Origin of the sequence: Deinococcus metalli (genome assembly GCF_014201805.1) — a bacterium.
In the GTDB taxonomy this organism is placed as follows: Bacteria; Deinococcota; Deinococci; order Deinococcales; family Deinococcaceae; genus Deinococcus; species Deinococcus metalli.
The window spans coordinates 1-13,211 of sequence record NZ_JACHFK010000005.1; the positions used below are offsets into that span (position 1 = coordinate 1).

General features: G+C 71.5%; 14 protein-coding genes and 1 riboswitch. Of the genes, 7 read left to right on the plus strand and 7 right to left on the minus strand.

The annotated features are described in order from the left end of the window. Positions 1-164: 164 nt before the first annotated feature. Both HNQ07_RS10705 and HNQ07_RS10710 read right to left on the minus strand, forming a co-directional pair. Positions 165-965, minus strand: a complete 801-nt coding sequence (locus HNQ07_RS10705) for a polyphosphate kinase 2 family protein (RefSeq protein WP_184111610.1) — start codon at positions 963-965, stop codon at positions 165-167. Beyond that, a complete protein-coding gene (locus HNQ07_RS10710) occupies positions 962-2,293 on the minus strand; it encodes a hydroxymethylglutaryl-CoA lyase-like TIM-barrel protein (protein ID WP_229831946.1) in 1,332 nt (443 codons plus the stop codon). Before HNQ07_RS10710 ends, HNQ07_RS10705 begins: the two co-directional genes overlap by 4 nt. Before the next feature lie 68 nt (positions 2,294-2,361). Between HNQ07_RS10710 and HNQ07_RS10715 the strand changes: the two genes are divergently transcribed. Then, a complete protein-coding gene (locus tag HNQ07_RS10715) occupies positions 2,362-3,567 on the plus strand; it encodes a citrate synthase (protein WP_184111612.1) in 1,206 nt (401 codons plus the stop codon). A 73-nt stretch (positions 3,568-3,640) separates the two neighbouring features. On the opposite strand, the gene HNQ07_RS10720 is transcribed toward HNQ07_RS10715, so the two are convergent. Beyond that, the gene (locus tag HNQ07_RS10720) at positions 3,641-4,849 is read right to left on the minus strand and encodes an MFS transporter (RefSeq protein WP_184111614.1); all 1,209 of its coding nucleotides are present in this window, start codon (positions 4,847-4,849) and stop codon (positions 3,641-3,643) included. 75 nt (positions 4,850-4,924) lie between these two features. Between HNQ07_RS10720 and HNQ07_RS10725 the strand changes: the two genes are divergently transcribed. Further along, positions 4,925-6,001 carry a LacI family DNA-binding transcriptional regulator gene (locus HNQ07_RS10725; protein WP_184111616.1) on the plus strand — a complete coding sequence of 359 codons (1,077 nt, stop codon included), beginning with the start codon at positions 4,925-4,927 and terminating at the stop codon, positions 5,999-6,001. 12 nt (positions 6,002-6,013) lie between these two features. On the opposite strand, the gene HNQ07_RS10730 is transcribed toward HNQ07_RS10725, so the two are convergent. After that, positions 6,014-7,195 carry a M20 family metallopeptidase gene (locus HNQ07_RS10730; protein ID WP_184111618.1) on the minus strand — a complete coding sequence of 394 codons (1,182 nt, stop codon included), beginning with the start codon at positions 7,193-7,195 and terminating at the stop codon, positions 6,014-6,016. A 105-nt stretch (positions 7,196-7,300) separates the two neighbouring features. Here HNQ07_RS10730 and HNQ07_RS10735 point away from each other — a divergent pair, with 105 nt between their 5' ends. From HNQ07_RS10735 to HNQ07_RS10755, 5 genes are all read left to right on the plus strand, one after another. After that, positions 7,301-7,849: a dihydrofolate reductase family protein gene (locus HNQ07_RS10735; RefSeq protein ID WP_184111620.1), complete on the plus strand. Its 549-nt coding sequence runs from the start codon at positions 7,301-7,303 to the stop codon at positions 7,847-7,849. Positions 7,850-7,886: 37 nt separating this feature from the next. Then, a complete protein-coding gene (locus tag HNQ07_RS10740; RefSeq protein WP_184111621.1) occupies positions 7,887-8,120 on the plus strand; it encodes a hypothetical protein in 234 nt (77 codons plus the stop codon). Between the two features lie 37 nt (positions 8,121-8,157). Next, entirely contained in the window at positions 8,158-8,376 is a 219-nt protein-coding gene (locus tag HNQ07_RS10745) for a hypothetical protein (RefSeq protein WP_184111623.1), read from the plus strand. Between the two features lie 63 nt (positions 8,377-8,439). After that, on the plus strand, positions 8,440-9,549 hold the full coding sequence (locus HNQ07_RS10750) for a Gfo/Idh/MocA family protein (protein ID WP_184111625.1): 1,110 nt from the start codon (positions 8,440-8,442) through the stop codon (positions 9,547-9,549). A 71-nt stretch (positions 9,550-9,620) separates the two neighbouring features. Continuing rightward, on the plus strand, positions 9,621-10,820 hold the full coding sequence (locus HNQ07_RS10755; RefSeq protein WP_184111627.1) for an NAD(P)/FAD-dependent oxidoreductase: 1,200 nt from the start codon (positions 9,621-9,623) through the stop codon (positions 10,818-10,820). A gap of 42 nt (positions 10,821-10,862) precedes the next feature. On the opposite strand, the gene HNQ07_RS10760 is transcribed toward HNQ07_RS10755, so the two are convergent. From HNQ07_RS10760 to HNQ07_RS10770, 3 genes are all read right to left on the minus strand, one after another. Beyond that, complete coding sequence (locus HNQ07_RS10760) at positions 10,863-11,183, minus strand: DMT family transporter (protein WP_184111629.1); 321 nt, start codon at positions 11,181-11,183, stop codon at positions 10,863-10,865. Between the two features lie 19 nt (positions 11,184-11,202). Next, a riboswitch (guanidine-III (ykkC-III) riboswitch) is annotated at positions 11,203-11,266 on the minus strand. A 146-nt stretch (positions 11,267-11,412) separates the two neighbouring features. Next, positions 11,413-11,913, minus strand: a complete 501-nt coding sequence (locus HNQ07_RS10765; protein ID WP_184111631.1) for a hypothetical protein — start codon at positions 11,911-11,913, stop codon at positions 11,413-11,415. A 58-nt stretch (positions 11,914-11,971) separates the two neighbouring features. Further along, positions 11,972-13,201: a serine hydrolase domain-containing protein gene (locus HNQ07_RS10770; RefSeq protein ID WP_184111633.1), complete on the minus strand. Its 1,230-nt coding sequence runs from the start codon at positions 13,199-13,201 to the stop codon at positions 11,972-11,974. Positions 13,202-13,211: the final 10 nt, after the last annotated feature.

Consider the following 13,211-nt stretch of genomic DNA (forward strand, 5'->3'; position numbering starts at 1 on the left):
CAGCTGGTAGAGCACTACCTTGCCAAGGTAGATGTCGCGAGTTCGAATCTCGTCTCCCGCTCCAGAATTCAGGACCCCCCCTCACACGAGGGGGGTTCTTGTTGTATATGACGAAACTCAGGCCTGGTGGCATAGGCGACCGGGCCTGAGCTGTATAACCTCCCTTACTCGATCCGGATCTCTGCCGGGTCGAACGACGTCTTCGGGTACTTCGGGTCCATGTCTTTCAGTGTGTCGAGCAGGATCTGGCTGATCAGCAGGTCGCGGTACCACTTGTGGTCGGCGGGAATCACGTACCACGGTGCGTCGGCCGTGCTGGTGCCCAGGGCGTCCTGGTACGCGGCCGTGAACTGGGTCCAGTGCTCGCGGTCCTTCAGGTCGCCGGGGTTGAACTTCCAGTGCTTGCCGGGCTCGTCCAGACGGTCCTGGAGGCGGCGCTTCTGCTCGTCGCGGCTGATGTGCAGGTAGAACTTCAGGATGCGGGTGCCGCTGTCTGCCAGCAGCTCCTCGAAGTGCCGGATGTGCCGCAGCCGCGCCTTGGCGGTCTTGTCGTCGATCATGTCGTACACGCGCGTGACGAGGACGTCCTCGTAGTGGCTGCGGTTGAAGACGCCGATCATGCCCTTGCCGGGTACCTGCGCGTGGATGCGCCAAAGGAAGTCGTGGGCAAGTTCTTCCTCGGTGGGTACCTTGAAGGGCGCGATCGTCAGGCCGTTCGGGTTGAATGAACCGACCACGTGCTTCACGACACCGTCCTTGCCGCCGGCGTCGCGGGCCTGCAGGACGATCAGGAGCGCCTGTTTCCGCTCGGCGTACAGGCGTTCCTGCCATTCGGCGAGCTGCTCCTGCAGTTCCTTGGTGAGCACCTTGGCGTCGTGCTGTTCCAGGCCGCCGTCCTCATCGGTTTTCCACTCGGCGAGCTTGACCTTCTTGCCTTCCTTCACGCGGTACGCGTCGGTTTTCATTCCACGGAGGCTACCATTCCCGCCACGACGCTGCGGGCGCGCTCTTCGATCTCCTCCCACTCCACGGCGGTCTGCCGGCCCGCATCGAACTCGGCGTTCAGCTGGGCGTGCAGGGCCAGCAGGCCAGGGTCGGTCTTGTCGCAGCTTCGGCCGGTGTGCTGCCGGATCAGGAAGATCAGGCCCGCCACGCCGCTGTCCTTGGTCAGGGACAGGCTCAGGGGCCGGCCGAGCAGGGTGGGAACATCGAAGGGCGCGTACATCGGCCAGAACTTGTTGAGGCCGTCGGCATGGATGCCGGCGCGGGTGCGGTGGGCGTCGCGGCCGTACAGGGGGTACTGGGGCGGCACGCCCTGCCCCAGCGCGGCGTAGAGGTCGGCCAGGGCGTTCAGGGCGGTGAAGTCCGGGGCGTCCACCAGACCCAGGCCGCTCAGGTGGAGCAGCACGCCCTCGAGGGGCACGTTGCCGGTGCGTTCGCCCTTGCCGAGCAGCGTGCCGTTGATGGCGGCGCACCCGGCCAACACGGCCGCCAGGGCATTGGCGACGACAAGGTGCGTGTCGTTGTGCGGGTGGAACTCCAGCCGCTCGCCGGGGATGCCCGCGGCGATCAGGGCGCGGACGTGGCCGGGCACGCTGCGCGGCCACGCCACGCCGTCCCACGGCAGGCCCAGCCCCAGCGTGTCGCAGATGCGGAACTTGGGCGCCTGCGTGTCCGGGTACGCGCTGGCCACGCGCTGCACGGCGTCAACGAAGGGCAGGATGAATTCGCGGGGCGCGCGGGTGGCGTCCTCCAGGTGAAGTCTCGGGCGCAGGCCCGCGTCCAGTACGGCCTGCACGGCGTCCAGGTAGGTGCGGGCGGCCTGGGCGCGGCCACCGGGCGTGAACTTGTGGAAGGTGTGGTAGTCGCTGGCACTGGCGAGCATGCCCGTCTCGCGCACGCCCAGCCCGGCCACGAGTTCGGCGTCGCGGCGGGTGGCGCGGATCCACGTGGTCGGCTCGACCGGGTGCCCGCCGCGCCAGCGCTCCAGCGCGCCCTCCAGCATGGCGCGGTCGGCCGGTCGGTACACGAAGAACTCCGCCTGCCGGATCGCGCCGGTCGTGCCGGTGAACTCGCCCATGCGCTCGTAAATGGCGAGGCCGTCCTCGGTGGTCAGCGGCAGGCCGCCCTGCTGGCCGTCGCGGTGCGTGGTCTCGGTCGTCCACGCGCGGGCGGGCAGCGTGCCGGGCCGCTCCTCCCAGACCACCCGGGGAAAGGCGTCCGGCGGAAAAGTGCCGGGGAAGAGGTCGGGCTGAGGGACGTCAGGCACCGGTGTGGGGGTGGACATGGTCATGGCCGCATCCTGCGCCCGGCTGTACAGGTCGTCAATCTTGATCGGCCAATCAATGTTAGCGTCGGAGGATGACCGACGTGACGTACCTGACGGCGGGCGAGGCGACCGCGCGGCTGGGCGTAAAGGCCGCGACGCTGTACGCCTACGTGTCGCGCGGCCTGATCCGCAGCGAGGCCGCGCCGGACGGCACACGCTCGCGGCGCTACCACGCGGGGGACGTGCAGGCCCTGCTGGCCCGCCAGGGCCTGCGCCGCGACCCGGACGGCGCCGTGCAGGACGCGGTGGGGAGCGCGCTGGACTGGGGCGGGCCGGTGCTCGACAGCGCCCTGACGCGCATCGCGGACGGACGCGTGACCTACCGCGGCCACGATGTCCTGACCCTGGCCGAGACCAGCAGCGTCGAGGCCGTCGCGGCGCTGCTGTGGGCTGACAACCCGGACGCGTGGGCGGCCCTGCCCCTGCGGGCCCGCCTGCACCCGGGCGCGCTTCCGCCCGCCGGAACGCCGCTGGAGGCCTTCGCGTACGCCCTGACGCACGCCGGGGCACACGACCTGACCGCCCACGACGCCCGGCCGCAGGCCGGCCCGGTTCACGCGGCGCGCGTGCTGAACCTGCTGTACGCGGCCCTGGAGCGCCACCACGGCGTGCCACCCGCCCCGGACCTGCGCCTGCATGCCCGGCTGGCCCGCGTGTGGGGCGTGCCCGCCCACGCGGAGCTGCTGCGCCGCGCACTGGTGCTGCTGGCGGACCACGAACTCAACGTCAGCACCTTCACGGCCCGCGTGGCGGCCAGCGGCGGTGCGGGCCTGCCGCACGCCACCCTGGCAGCGCTGGCGGCGCTTCAGGGCCCTCGCCACGGTCTGGCGGCCCTCGACGCGGCGGAGCTGCTGAACCACGCGGCGCGGGACGGTGCCCGGGCAGCCCTGCGTAGCGCCACGCGGCGCCACGGGCACCCGCCGGGCTTCGGGCACCGCCTGTACCCGGCGGGCGATCCGCGCGGCGCGGCGCTGCTGGACGCCCTGGCCCTCCAGCTCGGTCACTCGGCTGCCGTCCGGAGCGCGCAGGAGCTGCGGGCCGTGATGGCCGGGGAGACCGGCGAGGCCGCGAACGTCGACCTGGCGCTGGGCGCGCTGGTGCTGGCGCTGGATCAGCCGCCCGAGGCGGCGGTGGTGGTATTCGCCCTCGCCCGCGCGGTGGGCTGGTTGGCACACGCGCTGGAGGCGCTGGGCAGCGGCCGGATGCTGCGGCCCCGCGCGCGGTACATAGGCCGCTGAGCCTGGGGGAAAACTACGTCCGGGGAAGGCGCTGACCCTCCCCGGACGTGGAATTGCACGTCTGTGCCCCGTTTCAGGACGTGCTGGCCGGGGTGGGGCTGGACCCGCCACGCACCAGCGCGAAGGCGCGGCCACCGAGCACCACGATCAGCGCGGCGCTGGCGAGGGCGATCCCCAGCGCCGCCGGGAGGCCGACCTGCCGGGCCACGAAGCCGATCACGGGCGGGCCGAGCAGGAAACCGCCGTACCCGATGGCGGCGACCAGCGCAATGCCGCGCCCGGCCAGGGCGTGCCCGGCGGTGCCGTACATCACGGGCACCACGTTGCTCAGGCCCAGGCCGGACAGCGCGAAGCCCAGCGTGGCCGGCACCGGCTCGCGCCACAGCAGGGCCAGGGCCAGCCCGACGGCGGTGGTCAGCGCGCCGATCCGCACGATGCGCTCGTCGCTCAGGCGCGCGCGGCCCATGTCCCCGAACCAGCGGCCGAGGGTCATGGTGGTCACGAAGGCCGTGTAGCCGATACCGGCCGCGCCGCCCGCCAGTCCCAGCACGTCCCGGAAGTACAGCGCGGTCCAGTCGTAGTTCGCGGCCTCGGCCAGCATGCCCAGGAAGCACATGGCGCCCAGCAGCAGCACGGCCACGCCGAACAGCGGCACGGACGCGGCGGGCGTGCCGTCCTCGTGCGTGGTGGGGGCGGGCGGGTCGGGGATCAGGAAGCGCAGCGCATACAGGCCGGCGGCCACCGTGGCGACCACCACGATCAGGGCGTGCGTGAGCAGCGGCACGCGGCCGATCAGCAGGGTGCCGAGGGCGGCGCCCAGCAGGCCCCCCAGACTGAAGTAGGCGTGCAGCCGGCTCATGATCGGCCGGCCCAGGGCGCGCTCGACCGTGACGCCCTGGGCGTTCATGGCAACGTCCATCACGCCGTTCGCAGCGCCCAGCACCGCCAGACCCAGGACCAGTGTCCACAGGTTCGCGGCCAGCAGGGGCAGCAGCAGCGACAGCAGGAACAGCACGGTGGCGACGCGCGTGACCCGGTCGCTGCCCCAGCGGGCGGTCCAGCGGCCGACCAGGCTCATGCTCAGGACGCCGCCGATGCCGCTGGCGAGCAGGCCCAGGCCGATCTGCGCGGCGTCCAGATGCAGCGTGTCGCGCACGGTGGGGATGTTCACGGCCCACGTGGCGAAGACCATGCCGTTGACCAGGAAGATGGCCCCCACCGCGCGGCGGGCGGCCTCGGCCTGCACCGGGGAGGGGGAAGAAACGGACAGCGCGGTCGTCATGGACACCTCGGGGCGGGGGAGCAGGGGACAATCTGAAACGATTCAGATCGGCTGTCCATACGCTAGCATTCCGGTATGCCCCCCGCCAAGCCGTCTGCCAAGGCCCCGCCCCGGGGGGGCCGGATCACGCTGCGCGAGGTCGCCCGCGCCCTCGGGGTGTCGGTCGCCACCGTCAGCAACGCCTACAACCGCCCCGACCAGCTGTCGCAGGACCTGCGGGAACGCATCCTGGAGACCGCCCAGCGCCTCGGGTACCGCGGTCCCGATCCGCTCGCGCGCAGCCTGCGCCGCGGCCGCACCGGCGTGGTCGGCGTGGTCTACGACGCGCCGCTGGAGTACGCCTTCGCGGACCCGGCCGCCGCGATGTTCCTCGGGAGCGTCGCGCACGCCATCCAGGAGCAGGCGCTGAACCTGCTGCTGCTCGCCAGCCCGGGCGACGCCCTGCCGGTCCGCAGCGCCAGCGTGGACGCCTTCATCGTGTACTGCGCCGCGGAGGACAGCGACCTGCTGAGCGCCGTGCTGGACCGCGGGCTGCCCACCGTGCTGGTCGACCAGTACGCCCATCCACAGGCCGTGCAGATCGGCATCGACGACGCCGGCGGCGCCCGCGAGGCCGCCCGGCACCTGCGCGACCTGGGGCACGCGCACATCGGCGTGGTGTGCCTGGAACTCGGACCGGAGCGCCACAGCGGCCCCGTTACGCCAGAACGAGAGCGCGCCACGTCGTACCGCACGACCGCCGAGCGCCTGCTGGGCTACCGCACCGGCGCGCAGGGCGCGGCCCTGTATCCCGTCGAGACCGAGCAGAACACCCCGCAGGAGGGAGAACTGCGCACGCTCGACCTGCTGGCCGCGCACCCGCAGATCACCGCCGTGCTGTGCATGAGCGACGTGCTGGCCCAGGGCGCGCTGCGCGCCGCGCAGGGTCTGGGGCGCAGCGTGCCGGGCGACCTGAGCATCATCGGCTACGACGACCTGCCCAGTTCCAGCGCGCTGGGCCTCACGACCGTGTGGCAGCCCACCGCCGACAAGGGCCGCCACGTGGGCGAGACGCTGCTGAGCCTGCTGGGCGGCGCGCCGGCCGAGAACGTGACCCTCCCCACCCGGCTGGTCGTGCGCGGCAGCACGGCCGGGCCGGGCGGCGCCCGCTGACAGCGCCCAGGCTCAGGTCTGCGGGCCGGTCAGCTTCAGGGCCGCGGCGTGCAGCATCCGCACGCCGGTCTCTAGGCTGGCCTCGTCCAGCGTGAAGCGCGGGTGGTGGTGCGGCCAGCGGCTGTCCGCCGCGTCGCTGCCGGCGCCCACGTTGAAGTACGCGCCCGGCGCCTTTTCCAGGTACGCGCTGAAGTCCTCGCCGCCCATGGTGGGCCGGGCGTCCTGGAAATGCTCCTCGCCCACGGTGTCCAGCGCGATCTGCTTGAGCTGCGCCGCCACCCAGTCGGTGTTGATCAGCGGGCGGTAGCCGAACTCGTAGCGCAGGTCATAGGTCGCACCGTGCGCGTCGCACACGCCCTTCACGACCCGCTCGATCAGTTTCGGGGCCTTGTCACGCAGGACCGGGTCGAAGGTCCGCACCGTGCCCATTAGCTGCGCGCTGTCCGGGATGACGTTGTGCGTGGTGCCGCTGCGGAAGTACGTGATGCTGATCACCAGGGCGTCCTGTGCGCCCACGTGGCGGCTCACGATGTGCTGCAGGTTCGTGACCACCTGCGCGCCCACCGCGATCGGATCGACCGCTTCCTCGGGGTGGGCGCCGTGACCGCCGCGGCCCTGGATGGTGAGTTCCAGCATGTCCGGCGCGGCCATGAACGCGCCCGGCTTGACCGTCACCATCCCGGCCGGCAGCTGGCTGTTCAGGTGCAGGCCCGTGACCACGTCCACGCCGTCCATCAGGGGCGTGTTCATCACGAGTTCCTCGGCGCCGCCCGGCCCGATCTCCTCGGCGTGCTGGAAGATCATGCGCACCTCGCCCGGCACGTCCTGCGGGTGCTCGGACAGCAGCTTGGCGGTGCCCAGCAGGATCGCGGTGTGCCCGTCGTGCCCACACGCGTGCATGACGCCCGCGTTCTTCGACGCGAACTCGAAGGTGTTCTCCTCCTGGATGGGCAGCGCGTCGATGTCGGCGCGCAGCAGCAGCGTGCGGCCCGGCTTGCCGCCCCGCAGCACGGCCAGCACGCTGGTCTCGGTGGGCCGCGTGACCGTCAGGCCCGGCATCGCCCTCAGCTCGGCCTCGATGAAGGCCGCCGTGTTGTGCTCGTGGAAGCCCACCTCGGGGTTCATGTGCAGGTGCCGACGCCATGCCACCAGCTGCTCGCGCAGGCTGCTGACCCTGTCCTGGGTTGCGGTCATGCCTCCAGCGTAGCGTGACGCGGCCGCGCCGGGCGGGCCCGCACGCTCCAGTCCGCATACGCCGGACGTGCCGGCCCGGCGGTACAGTGGTCGCAAGGAGCCCCCATGCGCAAGCTGATCGTGACCGAGTTCCTGACGCTCGACGGTGTGTACGAGGAAGCCACCCCGTGGCAGCGCGACTACGCCCCCGACGACGGCCCCTTCAAGCGCGACGAACTGTTCGGGGCGGACGCGCTGCTGCTGGGCCGCGTGACCTACGACGGTTTCGCCGCGTACTGGCCGACAGCCACCGGAGCGTTTGCTGAGCGCATGAACCGCCTGCCGAAGTACGTCGCCACGACCACCCGGACAAGCCTCGACTGGAACGCCACGCCGCTGGGCGGGGACGTGGTCGCCGCCGTGCGCGACCTCAAGGCGCAGGAGGGAGGAGCTCTCCTGGTGTATGGCAGCGGCACCCTGGTGCAGACGCTGCTGCGCCATGACCTCGTGGACGAACTCCGGCTGATGGTCTACCCGCTGGTGCTCGGACGCGGCAAGCGCCTGTTCGGTGAGGGCGACCCCCTGCGCCTGGCCCTGAGCAGCGCCCGCGACCTCGGTTCCGGCGTGATGCTCCTGATCTATGAACCGGACCGGAGCGCCCGGACGGACGGGTGAGGGTACCGGGCGCGTGCCGACGTGCCACACTCCGCCCATGACTGACCCCAGAGCGCAGGCCGCCGTCGACGCCATCCGTGCCGCGCAGGAACTGGAGGTCGCCGCCCGGCACCTGCGCACCGCCGCCGCCCACCTGCGGGCCGGCGAGGTGCCCCGCTACGCCGCTCACCTGCTGGCCGGGCGCGGGCACCTGCTGACTGCGGGCGCCACGCTGGACGCCCTGGCCGTGGCGCACGCGGCGCACAGCCACCCGGCGCCGCTGGCGGAGTGACGGGAACCCGGAGGCACAGCCCCTCGTATTCCGGCACATGAAGACCCCACGCAGCGCCGCGCGCAGCGGCACCTTCGGCAAGGTTCTGGTGTACGCCCCCATCGTGCTCGAGGTGCTGAACCTCGTGCGCCGCAGCCAGGCGGCCAAGCGCGGCAAGTACGTCAAGGCGCGTAAACGTGACCGGATCATCGACGGCCTGCTGGGCCACGCCTCCCGCGCGGTGGGCGGCAAAGGCCGCAAGCAGCGCTGGTTCTGAACGCCCAAGAACCCCTTAAGCGCGCTGACCCCGGCCGGGGCGGCGCGCGTCTAGCGTGGGTCCATGCCGCGTAAACCACACATCAAGCCGCCCACCCCGGAATCCCGCCGGGTCGGGTACGCCATCGTCGGTCTGGGCAAGCTCAGCGTGGAGGAGCTGATTCCGGCCGTGCGCACCAGCCAGGAGGGCTACGTGGCCGCGCTGGTCACCAGCGAACTGGACAAGGGCCGTGAGTTCGCCCGCGCCCTCGACCTGAAAGACAGCGACGTGTACGCCTATGACGACTTCGAGGCCCTCGCGCAGCGGGAGGACGTGCAGGCGGTGTACATCGTGCTGCCGAACAGCCTGCACCGCGAGTTCATCACGCGCGCCGCCAAGATGGGCAAGCACATCCTGAGCGAGAAGCCGCTCGGCATGAATGCCAAGGACGCGCAGAAGATCGTGGACACGTGCAAGAAGGCCGGCGTGCAGCTGATGACCGCGTACCGCTGCCAGTACACCCCGCACCACTGGGCGGCCCGCGACGCCGTGCAGGGCGGGCGCCTGGGCACCGTCAAGCTGCTCGATTCCATCCACGTGCAGGTCGAGGACGATCCCACGGCGTGGCGGCTCCAGAAGGACCTCGCGGGGGGCGGCCCGTTGCCGGACGTGGGCATCTACAGCGTGAACACGCTGCGCTTCGTGACCGGCCAGGAACCCGAGTGGGTCTTTGCCACCCTGCACCAGCCCAAAAAGGACAAGCGCTTCCGCGAGGTCGAGGAGTCCGTCAGCTTCCTGCTGGGCTTCCCGGACGGCGTGACTGCCACCGTGCACACCAGTTACGGTGCGTTCAAGACCGACACCCTGCGCGTGATGGGCGACCGCGGCAGCCTGCTGATGGACCCCGCGTTCACGTACCGGGGCCTGAAACTCTCCATCGAGGACAGCGCGGGCACCACCGTGCCGAGCTTCCCCGACTACAACCAGTTCGGCCTGGAGTTCGACCACTTCGCGCAGCGTGTCCGCGACGGCCGGGCGCCGTGGACGCCGGGCGAGGAGGCCGTGCAGGACCACGTGATCATGGACGCCCTGTACGAGAGCGCCCGCAGCGGCGAGGTGGTGAAGCTCAAGGGTGTGAAGAAGAAGGACGCCTTCCGCGGCACCAAGCCCCAGCTGCCCGGCAGCGGGGACTGACCACGTCCAGCAGCTCGACCCTGTAGCATCCCCCGCATCCGTTCGCTCGCGGCGCCCCTAGATTCGGGAGCATGGATTTGCGCTCCGGGCAGGCCTTCTGGCCCCTGCAAAGCGGCCTCATGCACACCTACCCGCCGCTGACGCAGGGTGAGCGAGCGGACGTGCTGGTGATCGGAGCCGGCATCACCGGGGCGCTGCTGGCCGACGCCCTGAGCGCGGCCGGGCTGGACACGGTGGTGCTCGACCGGCGCGACGTCGCCACCGGCAGCACCAGCGCCAGCACGGCCCTGCTGCAATACGAGATCGACACGAACCTCGTCGACCTGATTCCCATGATCGGCCAGCGCCACGCGGAGCGCGCGTACCAGCTGTGCCGCGAGTCCATCGACATGATCCGGCACGTGACGGCCACGCTGCCGGACGACTGCGGCTTCAAGGAGCGCGGCAGCCTGTACTACGCCAGCACCCGCCGCGACGCCCGCATGCTGGCACGCGAACACACTGCCCGCGAGGCCGCCGGCCTGACGGTCGAACTGCTCGACCACCGCGAGCTGCGCGACCGTTTCGGGATCGGCGCGCCCAACGCCCTGTACAGCCCGGACGGCGCGGAGGTCGATCCGTACCGCCTCGCGCAGCACCTGCTGTGGCGCGCCCGCGACCGGGGCGCCCGTGTGTACGACCGCACCACCGTCACGCGGCTGGACGAGCACCGCACGGAGTTCACGGCGCACACCGACCGCGGGCTGACCGTCACGGCCCGGTACGTGATCGTCGCCACCGGCTACGAAGCCGAGACCTTCCTGGGCCGGCGGCTGGCGCAGCTGAAGAACTCCTACGCGCTGGCGACCGAGCCGGTCGGCCGCGAGCCCTGGCCGACCGGCTGCCTGATCTGGGAAACGGCCCGCCCGTACCTCTACGCCCGCACCACCGCTGACGGCCGGATCGTGATGGGCGGCGAGGACGACTCCTTCAACAGTCCCCTTCGGCGCGAGAAGGCGCTGGCGGGCAAACAGCGGCGCCTGGAGCGCAAGCTCGAGAAGCTGCTGCCGGACCTGGAGCTGGAGGTCGCCTTTGCGTGGGCCGGCACCTTCGGCGAGACGAAGGACGGCCTCGCGTACATCGGCCCGAAGGAAGCGGGCTCGCGCCTGCTGTTCGCGCTCGGGTACGGCGGCAACGGCATCACGTACTCCGCGCAGGCCGCCCGCCTCCTCACCGCGTATGTGCAGGGCCGGACGGACGCCGATCTGGAGATCTTCGACCTGAACCGCTGAGGGCCTGACAGTTCGGTGCCACCGGCGCCCCTCGCCGGCGGTCTATTGCCCGCTGGTGACCTTCAGGCCGACGATGGCCACGACCATCAGGACCATGAAGGCCACGCGGGCGGCGCCGGCCGGCTCGTGGAACAGCGCGATGCCGAGAATGGCCGCGCCCACCGCGCCGATACCGACCCACACGCCGTACGCCGTGCCGATGGGCAGGGTCCGGGCGGCCACGCCGAGCAGGCCCATGCTGGCGATCATGCTCAGCACCGTGAGCACCGTGGGCAGGGGCCGGGTGAACCCCTCGGTGTATTTCAGGCCGATGGCCCAGCCGACTTCCAGCAGTCCCGCGACAACGAGCAAGATCCACGCCATGACGTGACACCTCCTTGGTGTCTCGCCGTCTTGTCGTGACCGGGTACGGCGGAACTCTCGTCCGGGCGGCCTGGGGCCACGGGAGCAGTGTGCCATCCAGGCGGCTGGGCCGGGTAAGCAGGGTGTCAAGGCGTGCCTACACTCCGGTGCCGTTCCGTCGGTAGACGTGAGCGGCAACGTTGAAGGTCGTACAGGACACGGGTGAACCCCTGCCGCAGCGGACCACGGATCAGGGGTCGTCCAGCACGTCCACGCGGATGCGGTCGTCGGCGGGCGAGTAGACGCACGTGAAGTCCAGCATCCGGCCGTCCGGGCGGGTGACCGCGGCATTCCAGCGCGTTCCGTCGGCGCCCTCGCTGATTCCCTGGGCGGCGTCCGCCACGGCCGGGAAGCGCAGGTCGGCCACGGGCAGCAGCAGCGCGGCCGACACACTCGTCTGGCAGCGGGCCACCAGATCCGCGGCGCCGGTGCCGCCCGGCGCGTCGTTCGGCATGGCCGGGGCCGCCGCGGGCCGCACGGCCAGCCACGCGACGAGCGCCACGACCGGCACGAAGGGCAGCGCCCAGCGCACGGCCCACCAGCGCGGGCGGGGGCCCAGCGCAGCACGCACCTCGCGGCGGTACGCCAGCGCCGCCAGCCGGTGGCGGGCGGCGTCCTGCGCGGCGGCGCGGGCCTGAGCAGCCGCCACCTCCTCCGCCTCGATGCGGCGGCGTTCCTCCTCGCTGAGCATACTCGGCAGAGTAAGGTGCTCAGAGGAGCATGGCGTCGGTCGAAAGGCGGAGAAACGCCTACGCCAGCGTGCGCGGCCGGGTGGGGCTGTCGGTGATGGCGGAGTACACGAAGGTGCGCAGGTCGTCCCGCACGCGGTCCGGCGACAGCAGCAGCTGCGTCATGAAGATCACGGCCAGGTCCTCGGTCGGGTCGATCCAGAAGTACGTGCCGGCCGCGCCGCCCCAGTAAAAGTCGCCGGCGTTGCCGATGCGCAGGCTGCGCGCCGGATCGAGGGTCACCGCGAAGCCCAGTCCGAAGCCCACGCCCGCCGAGCCGGTCTCGGACGCGGCGATGGCGGAGCGCATCAGGGTGGCGATGTCCGCGCCGCCCGGCAGGTGGTTGCGGGTCATGAGTTCCAGCGTCTTGGGGCCGATCAGCCGCGCGCCGTCCAGTTCGCCGCCGCGCAGCAGCATGCGGCAAAAGCGCAGGTAATCGGCTGCCGTGGATACCAGGCCTCCGCCCCCCGAGACGAAGTGCGGCGCAGCCAGGTACGGACTGGTGGCCCGCGCGTCGTAGAGCACGCGTCCCTGCGGGGTCAGCGCGTAGCACGGCATGAAGCGCCCGGCCTTGTCCGGCGCCACGGAGAAGTCGGTGTCCACCATACCCAGCGGCCCCAGGATGCGCTGGCGCACGAACTCCTCGAAGGGCTGCTCCGCGATCCGGCCCACCACGGCGCCCAGGACGTCGGTGGCGAAGGAGTAGTGCCACGCCTCGCCGGGCGCGTACTCCAGCGGCAGGTCGGCCAGCGCCGTGATCATGCCCTCCAGCGTGGTGGTCGTGCCCAGGCCCAGGGCGCGGTACGCCCCGTCCAGCCGCCCACCCTGCTGGATGTGGTAGCTCAGGCCCGCCGTGTGCCGCAGCAGATCGACCATCAGCATGGGCCGGCGCGGCGGCTCGGACGTGAAGCGGCCCAGTTCTCCGCCGGTCCACACGCCCAGGTTCGCCCACTCGGGAATCACGCGGCTGACCGGATCGCCCAGCGCCACCTTGCCGTCCTCGACCAGCATCATGAACGCCAGACTCGTGATCGGCTTGGTCATGGAGTAGATGCGGAAGATGTGGTCGTCCCGCAGCGCCACCCCCGCCTCCACGTCCGCGAAGCCCTGCGCGTGCTGGTGCACGATCTCGCCGCGGCGGTACACCAGCGTCAGGGCGTTCGGGAGGACGCCGGTATCGAGGTACGTGGCCCTGAGGTGATCTTCCCAGGCGTGCAGGCGGTCAGTCGAGATGCCAGCGGTCATGGTCATGGGCGCTCCT

What these genes read in the sequence shown, in the direction of transcription:
- HNQ07_RS10705 (WP_184111610.1), bottom strand. Translation starts at nt 965, where the DNA reads ATGAAAACCGACGCGTACCGCGTGAAGGAAGGCAAGAAGGTCAAGCTC.
- HNQ07_RS10710 (WP_229831946.1), bottom strand. Translation starts at nt 2,293, where the DNA reads ATGACCATGTCCACCCCCACACCGGTGCCTGACGTCCCTCAGCCCGAC.
- HNQ07_RS10715 (WP_184111612.1), top strand. Translation starts at nt 2,362, where the DNA reads ATGACCGACGTGACGTACCTGACGGCGGGCGAGGCGACCGCGCGGCTG.
- HNQ07_RS10720 (WP_184111614.1), bottom strand. Translation starts at nt 4,849, where the DNA reads ATGACGACCGCGCTGTCCGTTTCTTCCCCCTCCCCGGTGCAGGCCGAG.
- HNQ07_RS10725 (WP_184111616.1), top strand. Translation starts at nt 4,925, where the DNA reads ATGCCCCCCGCCAAGCCGTCTGCCAAGGCCCCGCCCCGGGGGGGCCGG.
- HNQ07_RS10730 (WP_184111618.1), bottom strand. Translation starts at nt 7,195, where the DNA reads ATGACCGCAACCCAGGACAGGGTCAGCAGCCTGCGCGAGCAGCTGGTG.
- HNQ07_RS10735 (WP_184111620.1), top strand. Translation starts at nt 7,301, where the DNA reads ATGCGCAAGCTGATCGTGACCGAGTTCCTGACGCTCGACGGTGTGTAC.
- HNQ07_RS10740 (WP_184111621.1), top strand. Translation starts at nt 7,887, where the DNA reads ATGACTGACCCCAGAGCGCAGGCCGCCGTCGACGCCATCCGTGCCGCG.
- HNQ07_RS10745 (WP_184111623.1), top strand. Translation starts at nt 8,158, where the DNA reads ATGAAGACCCCACGCAGCGCCGCGCGCAGCGGCACCTTCGGCAAGGTT.
- HNQ07_RS10750 (WP_184111625.1), top strand. Translation starts at nt 8,440, where the DNA reads ATGCCGCGTAAACCACACATCAAGCCGCCCACCCCGGAATCCCGCCGG.
- HNQ07_RS10755 (WP_184111627.1), top strand. Translation starts at nt 9,621, where the DNA reads ATGGATTTGCGCTCCGGGCAGGCCTTCTGGCCCCTGCAAAGCGGCCTC.
- HNQ07_RS10760 (WP_184111629.1), bottom strand. Translation starts at nt 11,183, where the DNA reads ATGGCGTGGATCTTGCTCGTTGTCGCGGGACTGCTGGAAGTCGGCTGG.
- HNQ07_RS10765 (WP_184111631.1), bottom strand. Translation starts at nt 11,913, where the DNA reads ATGCTCAGCGAGGAGGAACGCCGCCGCATCGAGGCGGAGGAGGTGGCG.
- HNQ07_RS10770 (WP_184111633.1), bottom strand. Translation starts at nt 13,201, where the DNA reads ATGACCATGACCGCTGGCATCTCGACTGACCGCCTGCACGCCTGGGAA.